General features: G+C 56.8%; 8 protein-coding genes and 3 pseudogenes. 4 read left to right on the top strand and 7 right to left on the bottom strand.

Annotation, left to right across the window (positions count from 1 at the left end; all coding sequences use genetic code 11):
* The coding region (locus G3I74_RS01405) for a DDE-type integrase/transposase/recombinase (RefSeq protein ID WP_164209440.1) at positions 1-714 on the top strand (714 nt) is incomplete at its 5' end.
* 358 nt (positions 715-1,072) lie between these two features.
* Here the strand turns inward: G3I74_RS01405 and G3I74_RS15805 are convergent.
* Positions 1,073-1,198 (bottom strand): annotated as a pseudogene (locus G3I74_RS15805) (transposase); the annotation flags it as partial.
* Positions 1,199-2,023: 825 nt separating this feature from the next.
* The gene (locus G3I74_RS01415) at positions 2,024-4,879 is read right to left on the bottom strand and encodes a hypothetical protein (RefSeq protein WP_203594451.1); all 2,856 of its coding nucleotides are present in this window, start codon (positions 4,877-4,879) and stop codon (positions 2,024-2,026) included.
* 188 nt (positions 4,880-5,067) lie between these two features.
* Here G3I74_RS01415 and G3I74_RS01420 point away from each other — a divergent pair, with 188 nt between their 5' ends.
* Positions 5,068-6,324, top strand: a complete 1,257-nt coding sequence (locus G3I74_RS01420) for an integrase catalytic domain-containing protein (RefSeq protein ID WP_164209466.1) — start codon at positions 5,068-5,070, stop codon at positions 6,322-6,324.
* 190 nt (positions 6,325-6,514) lie between these two features.
* Here G3I74_RS01420 and G3I74_RS01425 read toward each other — a convergent pair whose 3' ends face one another.
* Positions 6,515-8,410 carry a carboxypeptidase-like regulatory domain-containing protein gene (locus G3I74_RS01425; protein ID WP_164209470.1) on the bottom strand — a complete coding sequence of 632 codons (1,896 nt, stop codon included), beginning with the start codon at positions 8,408-8,410 and terminating at the stop codon, positions 6,515-6,517.
* 353 nt (positions 8,411-8,763) lie between these two features.
* Here G3I74_RS01425 and G3I74_RS01430 point away from each other — a divergent pair, with 353 nt between their 5' ends.
* Positions 8,764-9,813, top strand: a complete 1,050-nt coding sequence (locus G3I74_RS01430) for a metallopeptidase domain-containing protein (protein WP_164209473.1) — start codon at positions 8,764-8,766, stop codon at positions 9,811-9,813.
* Here G3I74_RS01430 and G3I74_RS01435 read toward each other — a convergent pair.
* The 4 genes and pseudogenes from G3I74_RS01435 to G3I74_RS01450 all read right to left on the bottom strand — a co-directional run.
* Positions 9,763-9,978 (bottom strand): annotated as a pseudogene (locus tag G3I74_RS01435) (transposase domain-containing protein); the annotation flags it as partial. The gene G3I74_RS01430 and the pseudogene G3I74_RS01435 overlap by 51 nt on opposite strands.
* Positions 9,979-10,087: 109 nt before the next feature.
* On the bottom strand, positions 10,088-11,098 hold the full coding sequence (locus G3I74_RS01440; RefSeq protein ID WP_164209419.1) for a tyrosine-type recombinase/integrase: 1,011 nt from the start codon (positions 11,096-11,098) through the stop codon (positions 10,088-10,090).
* The gene (locus G3I74_RS01445; RefSeq protein WP_203594447.1) at positions 11,095-12,045 is read right to left on the bottom strand and encodes a tyrosine-type recombinase/integrase; all 951 of its coding nucleotides are present in this window, start codon (positions 12,043-12,045) and stop codon (positions 11,095-11,097) included. The genes G3I74_RS01440 and G3I74_RS01445 overlap by 4 nt, the downstream gene beginning before the upstream one ends.
* A complete protein-coding gene (locus G3I74_RS01450; RefSeq protein WP_164209422.1) occupies positions 12,042-13,289 on the bottom strand; it encodes a tyrosine-type recombinase/integrase in 1,248 nt (415 codons plus the stop codon). The genes G3I74_RS01445 and G3I74_RS01450 overlap by 4 nt, the downstream gene beginning before the upstream one ends.
* Positions 13,290-13,465: 176 nt before the next feature.
* Here G3I74_RS01450 and G3I74_RS01455 point away from each other — a divergent pair.
* Positions 13,466-13,660, top strand: a pseudogene (locus G3I74_RS01455) (transposase domain-containing protein); the annotation flags it as partial.

Genomic DNA, 13,660 nt, shown 5'->3' on the forward strand with positions numbered 1-13,660 from the left:
GAGGCCACGGCACCCAACCAGATCGTGACCTGGGATATCACCAAGCTGCCGACCCTGACCCGAGGGCTTTACCTGAACCTCTACGTCATCCTGGACCTGTTCAGCCGCCGCGTGGTCGGCTGGATGGTGTCGCGCAAGGAGAATGCCGGTCTGGCCCGGCACATGTTCTCCGAGGTTCTGAACCGACGCCAGATCGCCACCGAAGGGCTCATCGTCCATCAGGACCGCGGATCACCCATGATCGCCCACAGCTTCGCTGAGCTCTTGTCAGGCATGGGCGTGGAGCAGAGCTTCTCTCGACCCCGGGTCAGTAACGACAACGCCTTCAGCGAGAGTCAGTTCAAGACCACCAAGTACTGGCCCAGCTACCCGGGTCGGTTCCGGGATGAGGCGCATGCCCGGCAATGGTGTCAGGTCTTCTTCCCGGCCTATAACCGGCGGCCGCACGAGGGGCTGGCCCTGTTCACGCCGGAGGATGTCTATACCGGTCAGGTCAAGACGGTCTGGCAAATACGGCAGGCGGCGATGGATCGGCACTATGCCGACCACCCCGAGCGCTACGTCAATGGACCACCCATCGTCAAGCGACCGCCAGAACGAGTTTGCATCAATCCCGACGATGGACAGCCGGCCGAGCAGGTCCTGGCTGACCCGGAAAGCTTCAAAACCGTACCAACCCCGGTCAGCCTCGAGCTACCCGAGGTTGTTACATAGAAAAATGCGCCGATCTGTTGGAAAAAGGTTGACACGTTCCGTTGTGGGGCGCCTCGTCTTTGAGTGGCGCAGCCATCACGATCTCACGATGGCGTGTGCCGCGCTGCGGGTTTTATGCTGAGTGCCAAGCATTGAACAATATGACGCAAAACCAATGAGGCTCTTGTTCTTGGCCGTGGCACTGGCCGACACAACGGCCGCTCGGGGGAGGGAGAGACTCTGGCGCACATTGGTTTGTAATGGAGGGGCGCCGATTTGAAATGATCCAGCTTGCGGGCGCTTGAAACAATTGCAGCTAAAGCGGAAATCCTCAAGTCCCGGGCTCCCCGGGCAGATGATTCCCCTTTGATTGCCAATGCAGTTGGACTTGATGGTGGCAGCGATGGCACTGAAAGACCTTGCGCGATCCAATTGCACAGCACGTCGAGTTACCGCATTTCGGGCAGCGGAAGCCTTCGGGCCAACGGAGCTCTAAAAAGGCGGCCGGCAGGCGGCTTTAGGGTGCGCTCTGTCATGGGGTCGGTCTGCGTGCTGAAGATGGCTCATGATCCGGCAAAACCCCGCTGATGGCGATCGGACCGCAACCCGGCGTGGTGTAGGAAATTCGCTCGACCGCCTGTAGGATTTTGCCGCAGAGGTCAACTCTTCCGGGCCGCGCTGCGCTCTGTCAGACTGACGCGGTAGTCCACGACTCGAATCCCGGTCAGGTCGAAAACGACGATTTCCCGGCCGCTGAAGGGGTGCTCCACGATCAGACCGTCGTGGCCAGCCTCGACAAGTCTGCGCGTGAAGTCGGTTGCCTCCGCTGCTGACGCCTCCTGTCCTGGGGTCTCCCGTCGAAGACCCGATGCTGATCGAGCGGATACTGACTCACCTCGCAAGCAAGGTTCTTCCCGGCCTATGGGCGGAAAGTCGGGCGCCTCCTTGATCCTACAGGGAGCCGCCTGCCCGCACTCCCAGGCCTGGAGCACCGCTGAGGCTCTCTTAGCGGCGCGTGCCAGAGCCCTCGAGTGGGTGTTGGCCGGGAAGGATGGTGCAATGTTTTTCAGCCAGATTTGGTACCTCGACGTTCTACTTAGGCTCTCCTGGGCCGACCGGCTATCTTTTCTTTTCGGGACATCCTGGGTACCTTCTGAGCTAACTGCGTAATCAGTAAGCCTATTTGGCATCTGACTCAAGGGCCAAACCCTGAGTAGCGAGGCGCCGGAGAGAGACGGGGCCCCAATCACCCCCTCAAATGCCAACCTGTCGCCATCAACCTGGCAAAGGCGGAGAATTTCCTGTTGATTTAAGTCCGCAAGTTAGACCATCAACTATTTGAAAACCGATCATCAAAAATACGGTCGTTACCAATAAGCTCTAGAAATATCGAACCACCTGGGACATTAGACCGTATCTCCAATACACCCAACTGTAATTCAGAGCCACTGGGAACAAAAGTCAGTTCTATGGAACATGAACCCCCCGGAGCGATCAATGCGCCGGAGCAGCCATCACTAAGGACTGCAAAGGCGGCGTCCGATCTCCCGATAGCATCGACGATGTTAACGCCTGATATTTCAAGATCGGCATCGCCCGAATTCACAAACTGGACGTCGGCCAACGACGAACCTGACTCAGGTGACGTACTGAAATTGACGGTATCAAGGGCTGGCTCAATTCGCGGATGAGGCGCGGGTTCGAAAATGGCCAAATTACTTGAGACTTCCCCATCCGCTTCTGATATGCGGCCTCCGACGAACAATACGCCTTCATGAAAAAGCATGGATTCTACATTACCCTGTATCCCAGCCCCATGTCCAATACCAGCCCATGATCGCCCATCCCAGCGAGCAACTCCCCGAGCGGCAACTCTACCCGCCCTATTAAATACCCCACCAGCATAAACATCGTTGCCAACTTCCTCTATGCTAAGCACAACGGAGTTAACACCGTTATTTTCTCCAACCCCGAGAGATTGCCAAGCGCTGCCATTCCATCGCGCTATGAAGTTTGCATCAATGCCTCCAGCGCGCCGGAAATTACCTCCAACGAACAGCTCACCTTGAACCGCTTTTATCGCAAGCGGCAGAACATCGAAGCCATTTGCATCCGCAGTTCCCAATGCCCTCCAAGAGTCGCCATTCCAACAAGCAATTTTGTTCACTGGAACACCATCCACTTCAGTAAAACCGCCGATCAGACATAAACTTTCGTCAAACACCTCCACACCGCTCACCTGGCCATTGAAGCCAGAGGTTTGCTTACCTTGCACAGGAAGCCAGTTTTCTCCATCCCAAAAAGCAAGAACATTTGCTGTGCTTCCATCGTCAAATTGCATCACCCTTACAGCATGCAATTTATCTTGATATACTGCGACTACCGGCTGAAGAGTTGCTGGGCGCGTGTCAGAGTCCTCGAGAAAGAGCCAAGTAAGGCCATCCCATCTTCCAAGCCTTCGGCCACGATCTCCAAGACCATCATCGATGATAGTGTTCACATAAAGCCCGTCTGTCTCACTGCGCATGTACCGCATCGAGCTTGTCAGATATACCTCGCTTGGACCAGGAGCTCGCCAACCTGACTCATCGTTGACGGCAAACCTTCGCGCTAAGGCATCACCTGCTCGTGTGAACCAACCCCCAGCGTAAATGGAGCCGTCAAATTCGGCTAAAAATTGAACGCGATCATTAAACCCCTGCCCCGTGCCTAAGCCCGCAGCCGACCATGCCAAGCCATCCCATATTGCAACATGGCTAGCAGGCGCCTCAGAAGCTCCACCAAACCTACCTGCAACAACCAAACCGACGTCTGTTGATACGAGCGCTCCCGTCCAAGCCGAGTTATCAACCAAGATACCGTCTCCAACAGACTCAAACCTGTCGCCGTCCCAAAACGCCACACCGCGGTATTCACTATCAGCGGAAAAGCCTCCGATGAACCCACCCACATACACGCCGTCTACAGTTGCCGCGACCGCTCGAACGACAAAAGGACTCGAGCCGCTATCAAGTCTACGCCATTGTTCCCCATTCCAAACGGACATCGAACCATGCCCAGCATAGACTTCGCCGTTCCACGAAGCGAGAGAGAAAACTCTGCCGGATACTCCATTGTTTTCTCCCTCTCCCAGCGGCTGCCATTGTTCACCATTCCAAAGCGCAATATTATTAGCCGAAACATTTCCCGCAATCGAAAATACGCCTCCAGCGTAGAGACCCTCTGGTCTCGAAAGCAGAGCGTCAATGCCTACCGAATCGGGAAATCCATTGACCAGACCGTCATCGACGGAATACCAGCTCCCACCATCCCAGCGTGCGATTCGATTCGCTAGCTGACCACCGGCGTTTTCGAATATCCCGCCGACATAAATGTCTCCCTGATGTTCCTCTAGAGACCAAACGAATGAGTCAACACCATTTTTATCGTCGATACCTAAGGAATGCCATTGTTGCCCATCCCAACGCGCAATCCTGTTTGCGGGCATTCCTCCTGCCGCGGTAAATGTCCCCCCAACGTAAAGGTCGCCGCCAGACTTGACTATATCGAAGACCGTGCCGTTCACCCCATTTTCGTCGCCATGTCCCAGTGATTGAAACTCTCTCGTATTGAGATCAAGCCTGACAATTCCACTTGCTGGAATGTCACCGCAAACCGAAAAGGAACCGCCCAAATAAACGACTCCGTCACCGGAATACTCGACAGCCTCTATGCGAGCATTACAACCTGATGGAACGCCGCCTATACTCTGCCATTCGCCGGGAACTGGTTCAACTAGGTCTCTCACAGCCAACGCATTCGGATGGGAATCATATTGGACACGTTCTGGATAGATGAAGTTACAGGATTCTAGGAAAGCATCGTGATCCATCAATAGAGCCCCACGCGCATCCGCGAGATTCATGGCAAGTCCAAATTCCTCGAGGCCCGCTTTCTTCACCTCTCCTCCGTATGGCACACACTCTCGAGATATGTGATTTTCAGAACTTGACGTTACGAGCAATGTGTGACGATCCAGCTTTTCAATTTGGACCATGCTCGCCGCTATCTGTTGTGACTTTGTCTCTTCTCCCTCCCCACTTGGTATAACCTCACCCGCGATAACACCAGAGCCATAACCCGAACAAAAAAAGAGAATCCAGAGCGTCCGCTGTGCGACCGGAACCATCAACTTCATCATCACCAAGCCCTCAACGTAGATAAAAGACTCTATCCGAATCCCCCAACGGATTTCAGAGCTGATCTGATTTTAGCTGCCATGGGGCCTCCTGTAAAGGAACGGCCTTGTCCAATATGAAATGAGTCTGAAGGGCGGGTCTGTTTCCAACATGAAATGAGTCTGAAGCCGGCCTGAGGTTTTGTTCATGATGGAGGATGAAAGCCATCATGAAGCTCGACGATTTGACGACGGTGGGGCAACTCGAGGATTTCCTGAGTGGGACCCAGGCTGTGGCCTTTGCGGTGATCAGCGACAAGGACGCCGGATACCGCTGGATTCAGGGTGAGTTGGCCCGATTTGGCTACCTGACCTGCCCGCGCCGGCACAAGGGGGTGTTGATCCGCTACCTGATGAAGGTCAGCGGGTATTCCCGCCAGCAGATGACGCGCTTGGTCGGTCAATACCGCGCCAACGGACGGCTGCAGCGCCAGCAGCGCACCGTAACGGGCTTTGCCCGCCGCGACACGGCCTCCGACATCCGCCTGCTCGCAGCCATGGACGAGCGCCACGACACGCCCTGCGGTCCGGCGGTCAAGAAGCTGTGTGAGCGAGCCTATGGGGTTTTCGGCCAGGCCGAGTATGAGCGCCTGGCCACGATCTCGGTCAGCCACCTGTACAACCTGCGCCGGTCTGTGACCTACACCTGCCAGCGGCGCCACTTCGAAAAGACCCGGCCCAGGACTTCAGCCCTCGGCGAACGACGCAAGCCCCGGCCCCACGGCCAGCCCGGCTACATCCGGATCGACACCGTTCACCAGTGCGATCAGGACAAACGCAAGGGGGTCTATCACATCAACGCCGTCGACGAGGTGACCCAGTCCGAGGTGGTTTGCAGTGTCGAGAAGATCGGCGAGTGTCATCTGATCCCGGCACTGGAGGAAATGCTCGACACCTTCCCCTTCGTCCTGCTCGGATTCCACTCAGACAACGGCTCGGAATACGTCAACGGTCGGGTCGCCGCACTCCTCGACAAGCTGCGCATCGAGTTCACCAAATCTCGCTCCCGGCACAGCAATGACAATGCCTTGGCCGAGAGCAAGAATGCCGCTGTGGTCCGAAAACAGTTCGGCTATAGCCATATACCGCAGCGCTGGGCGCCCCTGATCAATGACTTCAACCGGGACCACCTCAATCCCTACCTGAACTTCCACCGGCCCTGCTTCTTCCCCGAAATCCGGACCGATGCCAAGGGCAAGGAACGCAAGGTCTACCGCTATGAGAACCTGATGACGCCCTACGACAGGCTCAAATCACTCCCCGGCGCCAAGCACTGCTTGAAGCCCGGGCTGAGCTTTGCAATACTCGACGCCGTTGCGCTCCAGATCAGCGACAACCAGGCCGCGGAGCAGCTCCAGAAAGCCCGCCAGAAACTCTTCAAAACAATCCATGGACCGAACCTGAAAACCGGCTGACTCTGAACAGCTCCCTCAGACTCATTTAGGGATTGGAAAATACTGGAACCATATTCCGCGCCATGTCGTAACCTCCTGCCTATTTGATGGTTACGAGGCTATGCTCCGGCGTCATCAAGAGCTGAAAAAGATGCGTAATCAGGAATGTCTTTGACAAATAAAATGGCCAAGTCGGCCTGACGACGATAGCTCACAACGGCAACTGTCTGTAAATGTTCAAGCGGCCGGTATCTAAAGGCAAGACCGGGTCCTCCGGCCCACCGAAATCGGGGGAAGCGAACAAAGCGGGACCCACCTCAAGGACGGAAAAATCTTCTCCGTTCTCGATCTTTAACAACGTCCAATTGCGCAGTTGCGTACCGGAAGCCCCGAAATCCCTCTCGATCACCACTTCGCCGCGAGCGTTCACCTCCCACTGAAGCGGTCTAGCAGAGTCGGGCTTGGGATCTGCGGGGTCAGCCAACGAAGCAGACCAGCCGGTTCCACCTTCTTCCAGCGCCTGCACAAAGTAAGAGGGAGGCTCTGGAAAGCCAGACGGCAGCAACCGTCCAACAAAGGCAATTGACCAGTAGCGCCCTGGCACATCTGCTGGATCAAATACAAGAGATTGTGCGCCAGACAATCCCACCACATCCGCAGAAACGGTGGGTTCGCCAGAATCAGCCGCGCGCACCACCATACTTGAATATGCCTTCGCCCACTCGCCGCTGGTCAACCGGTAGCGATGAGTGGGCAGGCCACCACCTTCGAGGACCAACTCGCCATCACTGACAGTCCACTGCATCGTCGTGTCTGCTCTCTCCAAAACCGCAGTGCCATCGGCACCAAAGGTCACCCGATCGGCTCTGGGGCCAAAGAATAAATCAAGTTCAGGAATTGAGGCGGAAACATCAAACTCCAGAACCCATTGATCGCCGTCTGCTGGCTCGACAAAGCTCGGCAACTCTGAGGTGTCTTCAAAGCCTGTCAGAAAAAACGGACGCCGTGACTCGAAGACCTCCTCGGGTATTTCCGGATTGTTTGGGAATCTCCGTACGGTTCTATTACGCTCTCCCACCAGCGTCAGATATTCCGAAGCGTTCGCATACAGCTTTTCGACCCACTCCAGGTCACTACTTTCCTCTACCTGTTGCCCCTCAATGGTCTGAACAAGAAAACGAGAAATCAATGGGGAGCCATCCAAAGTCGCAGCGCGAATAGCGCGAAGCGTTCCCGGCGCGGCAACAAATTTTTCCTGAAAAATAATGTCCTCGCGATCCCTAAATCGAAATTCAGATGCACTGCTGCCGCCACGTTCGGAAAAACTTCCGAAGTTATTGACATCGATCACAAACACGCTGCCGCAGCTTGTAAGAAGTGAAACGCAATAGTTGGCTGTCACTATGGTCGCTGGCACGGATGGTGTCGGCAGGTAAAGTGACGGGTCAAGGTAGATCGGATTCAGCACCCGATCGTAATCAGCCGCTTGAGCAATATCCAAAACCCCTTGAGCGCTCTGGGCCAGCAGGTTTCGGTCGAGCGCAACATCCAGCGATGTAGACGCCGCCGCAGGCAAGTCGATTTCCTGAGTATTCAAGAAAGCCAGCGACGAAGTAACTGTGGAATGACCAACCCAAAACTCGAAAGCAAACCGGTAGGGCTCCAGCGCAGACCGCATCCAAGGGGGCGACAAATTTTCAAAATCGCTCAGCGTCCAAGCAACGATCGCATAAACTGCGGTGCTAATGGGCGAAATGGGCCCTACTGCAAACACACCCTGACCGTCAGCATTTGCCGAAAGATGTGCACACGAATGCACGACCCGAGCCGCTCCGACATGGCTTTGCTCTCCAGTGCCGGTGACCGTGATCGTAACCATTCCGCCCGGAACTGTGCATTCAAAATCAATGGCATATGAACCAGATTGGTTGGTTGTACCCATCACCGTCTGGTTGCCCGCGGCACTGACTTCTACGGCAGCATTGGCCAGCACTGGGTGCTTAGTCTGACCTTGAAGCGTGATGGTCGAAGACGCCATGGACTCGGTCGCCCCGGCAAAAATGACGAATATCAATGCAGCTGCCAGTGCAGTCTTGAACCTCAACATGAAAATGTCCCCAGAATCAGTAAATGTCCAACCTTAACGAAAGCTTAGCTACTTAACCACAGTTTTTCAAGGAAGCCTACTTGAGTGTAGATTCTTGCTCATGCCACACACCTACAAACAGATTGCCGCACTTTCTGCCCATACTTTCAGCTGAGAATCCACTTCTGCCGATCATTCCAACAGAGTCTCTTTCCCAAAGGAGAACGGCCAACTTTCTGTGGTCCCTGGGCAAATCCCACAGCGACATTTGGATCGAATAGAAAACCTCATCCGATTTACCGATAACAGAGAGCCTGCAGTGCAGTCCGCGCTCCAGAATCAAACCTTCGAATGCAGCAAATTCATCTTGTGTGATGTGTGGTCTAAAAGGGCTATATCCTATATATATTTTCACTTTTTACTTTGTGCTCGGCCTTCTAGCCGCAATCTCTCCGTTAGGAATATTAGAGGTTCTTGCCCTTAACGGATCTTCGACGGCGCAGCCCAATCAACGGGAGAATCAAAAAGTCTTTTACGACAATTTTGAAATGCCAGTAATTGAACGGAGGGGCATTGCCGTAATTGCTGATTTTCAGAACTCCAGTTTAGAAGATTGGCAGGGCGACGGCATTCAGAACGTTGCAGATCTGCGAGCAATTTTGGTTCAAATGGAGGCGCATTGGCAGTGGCTCAGTCGTAACACGGAAGAGTTCCAATGGCACATTCAGCGGGTACGACTGCCGGTTGACCTTGGGCCCGCTGCGTTTGGGTCATGGTGGGAATTCCGCGAAGCCGTCAGTCGGCAGCTAGAGCAGCAAGTTAATGTTGCCGATTATGACCTGAACGGCGGCGGCTTCATCGACAGCGTTTGGATCGTTGTATCGAACAACGGTCAAGAATACGAGTACATGATCGGTGGGGCCAGTATCACCTCCGTCGCAAATGTTTTTGTAGACGCCCAAAATAGTACCAGCGTGATCGCAGGGGCGTTTGGAAACTTCAACCACGAGCTTGGGCACACCCTTGGTCTTCCGGACTTATACGGACCCTATGGCACCATCAGCTACCTAAGCATGATGGCTGACAGCTGGCCCGTGCCGCCCTCAGATCTTACAGCCTATGAACGAGTCAAGCTTGGTTGGCTCTCTCCTCGCGTGATTAGTGAAACAACGAGCAATGTGCAACTTAGTTCGGCCGACAAACACTTCGATGCCGTGCTTGTACCGACCATCCGCGACAAAGAGTACTTCTTGATAGAAAATCGTCGCCGTCCAGACAGCGGTTTCGGCTCCGTGGCTCCTCCCTCCAACGGATTAGCAGTCTACCAGGTGTTCGAAATCTCTAATCAAACTCTGGACCCGCCTCTCCTGAAGTTACAACGTAAGCGCCGAAAAACCCACACTCTTGATCGCGCCGGGCAGTAATGCGTCAATATCGTTGACGGTTTCAGCCAGCGGCAGTTCTTTGAAAACTCGGCGCAGGTAGGCGTAGGGCTCGAGCCCATGGCCCTTGGCGGTTTCGGTCAGGCTGTAGAGGTTGGCGCTGGCACGGGCACCGGCCTGGGTTTGGTAAAACAGCCAGTTCTTGCGATTATGCCAACCTTTGCATAATCGCAATTATGCGCAGTGCCCGGTTATGCGAAGTACCGGATCCCGACTACCTCATAGCTCGATGAACAGGCGATTCCACTTGACATAATCACAGCGCCCGAAGGAAGCCAATAAGGCTGTCTGGCGGCCGGTACCGATACGATGGGTGTTCCGGTGCCTCAAGCCGCGCGAGCGCCCTCTCCTTCATGGCGAGATCGGCCTCGACGTAGTGGTGGGTTGTCGCAGGGCTCTCGTGGCCGAGCCAGAGCGCGATAACACTGATGTCCACGCCGGACTGCAGCAAGTGCATCGCTGTCGTGTGCCGGATCGTGTGCGGAGAAATAGTGAGCATCGCAAGTTCCGGGCGGCGCTCAGTTGCGTGCTTCACCGCGATGGCGAGTCGCTGCGCGGCGTTCGCTCGCGTCATAAAGGCGCCCTGACGGGTCGGCAGTAGCGGCCCTTCGCCGGTTGGCGCGCCCTCGAGCGCTAGCCAGGCACGTACGCGCTTCGCGGTATTCTTCCACAATGGCACTGTACGCCGTTTGCGTCCCTTACCGAGTAAGCGTACGCACGCCCCGTCATCAGTGACAATGTCGTCGACGCGTATCGAGACCAGTTCGGAGACTCGCGCGCCGGAGTTGTACAACAGATGCAACAGCAGACGGTCCCGCGTCGCGAGCCAGTCCTTACCGGGCAGATCCAGCACGGCGAACATCTGTTCGCGGGAGAGGAAGCCGACGATCGGGCGCTCGAAGCGCTTCATTGGGACCGACAGTGCCGCTGTCATCGTCGCCAGGTTTGCCACATCGCGATGTGTAGCGAACTGCAGAAACGAGCGGATCGCGGCAAGCCGAGCGTTTCTCGTGCGCACCGCGTTGCCGCGGCGCGTCTCCAAATCGTCCAGAAAGCTCAAGATCAAAGTCTCATCAATATCGGCGAGCGCGAGTGAGGCTGGTGCCTTGCCGAGCGTGCGCTCGGCATGCTCCAGCAGCAAGGTGAACGCGTCGCGGTACGTCGTAACGGTGCGCGGGCTGACTGCGCGCTGGTCGATGAGGTAGCTGGTGAAGAACGTCTGTACTAGCGCCTGGAACGTGGGGCCGGGGGGAATGACAGTGCTCATGAGCGCTGCTCCGCATCACGGGTGAACGCCTCGAACGCGCGCCCTGCGGTCGCCATGAGTTCCGGTACGCCGGTCAGGTACCAGTATGTGTCGCTGATCTTCGCGTGGCCGAGGTAGGTGCACAGCCACAACATGCCCTGGTCGACCGGCAAATTTTCCTCATGCCAACGCAATAGCCGGTGCACGGCAAACGTATGGCGTAGATCGTGGAGGCGGGGCTGGGCATAGTCTCCTCGTGCGCGCCAACCGAGAGAGCGCCGAAGGTTGACGAAGACAGCGGCGAGTGTGCTGGCGTTCACCGCCATGCCGTCACGGCCGACGAAGAACGACCGTTCCGGCGCAAGGGGCCACTGCTGATCACGTTCTCGCCGATAAGCTAACAGCGCCGCGGCCGTGCTCGGATGAAGTGGTATCTGACGATGTTTGCGGAACTTCGTCAGTCGGATTGTTAGCCGTCTGCCATCGGGATCGATGTCTGTGTCGCGTAAGTTCAGCGCCTCTGAGCGTCGCATGCCAGTGGCCGCGAGAAGGCCGAGCAGCGTTGCGTAGGTCGCCGGGCGCAGCGCGTCCGACGGCTTCAATCGGGCAGCGGCACGTACCAGCGCGTCGATCTCATCGGTTGTGTAGATGTGCGGTGTCAGCCGCCCGCGCTTCGGTCCGAGGAGGCACGGATCGACTTCAACAGAATCGGGTTCGAACTGCCGGTAATAGCGCACAAACGGGCGCAATGTCTCGAGACGTCGTGTTCCCGTGCCGGCGGTCGTCCGCAGAACATGCAGCCGCGCCCAAGTGATCTGGAGCTCAGCGTCGAGAGGCCCCGCGTGGTTGCGCTGGTCTGCGTAGCGTGCGAAGCGGCGCAACTCGCTGTCGTGCATCCGATAGCCGAGGCGTTGCCGCTCAGACAGATAGTCCTCTACCGCGCGCCCGACGGCGCCAGCCGCGATCACGTGCCGCTCCCAGGCCAGGGCATCGCCACAGCATCAAGCCGCCCTGAATCGACTTTGGCATAGATCTGCGTCGTGTCGAGGTGTCGATGCCGTAGGAGGTCTGCGACTTCCTTGAGTGTGCCACCACCAGCGAGCACACGAGCTGCCAGGCTATGGCGGAGGATGTGTATGCGTGTGTAGGGCAGCCCGCAGCGCGTGTATGCCGCGAGGAGAGTGCTCTTGACGACCCCTGGCAGCAGCGGTTTCTCCACGGGTGCAACATGGCGTACAAACACCTTCCGACTCTTGCACGACGGCCGTTCGTGTCGGAGGTAGTTCATCACCGCCTCGCCCACAGGAACTGGCATGGGCAACCTATCGACACGCCGGGACTTGCAGTGACGAAGGCGGATCGTGCCGATGTCCCAGTCCAGATCTTCGAGCTCGAGAGCGACCACTTCGGCCGATCGCAGGCCGAGCCTGGCAACACATTGTGCGATGGCTAGGCCGCGACGCCACGACGGCAACGAGGGGCCGAACGATGTGAGAACGCTCTCGACCTCGTCGGCGGAAAGTGTCTCCGGCAAGGCGGATAACCGCCACTGCGCGGGGGATACGATTACCGGAAGTAGTGCGACAACATCGTCCCCAAGCAATCCGCGGTAGCGCAGGTAGCTACGCAGCGCGCCAGTCAATGTGCCCAGGCTCGCAGGCGACCATCGATCAGCGCGCTCGGCCACGAACCGACGCAGTCGGCTCGCCTCTTGCCATGCCGAACTGCCACCTGTACCGGCTGTGAGCTGGAGCAAGTCCCGGATTATCTTCCGACGATGCAATCGTGTGCTGGCGGCCAAGCCTCGACGATCACGCAGGAAGGCGTCGTAGCGCTCAAGTTCGCGCTCTACCGCATTGGGATCTGCCTCAACAAAGGTGATACCTGCAGCCGCCAATGCCGGCTGTAGCTGACGCAGCGCCGCCCGAACCTGCGCTCGACTGCGCTGTACGGGGCGTGGGCAGTCACAACAAGGAAGGTGCTCGTCGATAAAGCGAGCAATAGTCGAGCAAGACAGGGTCTCGCACGTGACCCCCAGGTCGCTCGCCCACCTGGCGAAGTGCGTGAGGCAGAGGATGTACGCGCGCGACGTGCTGGTGGCATAGCCGCGTTCGTCAAGCCACTTTCTATAAGGTGCCTCGCATCCGGCAAGCGGGCCGTTTCGCAGCGATCGGGTCAGATCCGGGCGGAGAGGCGTGATGGAGCGGTTCATAAGCTGTCCTGTCGTTGAGGGTGACAGAGCAGTAGGCCTGCACGCTTATGTAAAGTCGAGAACGGGAACGATGGCGTTGCGAGTAGGCAGGCTGCCGCCGGCGAGCCGATGATCGCCGTGGACTTCGCATAACCGGGCACTGCGCATAATTTCTGTTATGCAAAGGTTGGCATAATCGCAAAAACTGGCTGTTCTCCCAAACCCAGGCCGGTGCCCGTGCCAGCGCCAACCTCTACAGCCTGATCGAAACCGCCAAGGGCCACGGGCTCGAGCCCTATGCCTACCTGCGCCGAGTTTTCAAAGAACTGCCGCTGGCTGAAACCGTCGACGATATTGACGCATTACTGCCCGGTGCGATCAAGGGTGGGGGT

The organism is Wenzhouxiangella limi, assembly GCF_010499265.1.
Lineage (GTDB): Bacteria > Pseudomonadota > Gammaproteobacteria > Xanthomonadales > Wenzhouxiangellaceae > Wenzhouxiangella > Wenzhouxiangella limi.

What these genes read in the sequence shown, in the direction of transcription:
- G3I74_RS01450 (WP_164209422.1), bottom strand. Translation starts at nt 13,289, where the DNA reads ATGAACCGCTCCATCACGCCTCTCCGCCCGGATCTGACCCGATCGCTG.
- G3I74_RS01430 (WP_164209473.1), top strand. Translation starts at nt 8,764, where the DNA reads ATGTGTGGTCTAAAAGGGCTATATCCTATATATATTTTCACTTTTTAC.
- G3I74_RS01425 (WP_164209470.1), bottom strand. Translation starts at nt 8,410, where the DNA reads ATGTTGAGGTTCAAGACTGCACTGGCAGCTGCATTGATATTCGTCATT.
- G3I74_RS01420 (WP_164209466.1), top strand. Translation starts at nt 5,068, where the DNA reads ATGAAAGCCATCATGAAGCTCGACGATTTGACGACGGTGGGGCAACTC.
- G3I74_RS01440 (WP_164209419.1), bottom strand. Translation starts at nt 11,098, where the DNA reads ATGAGCACTGTCATTCCCCCCGGCCCCACGTTCCAGGCGCTAGTACAG.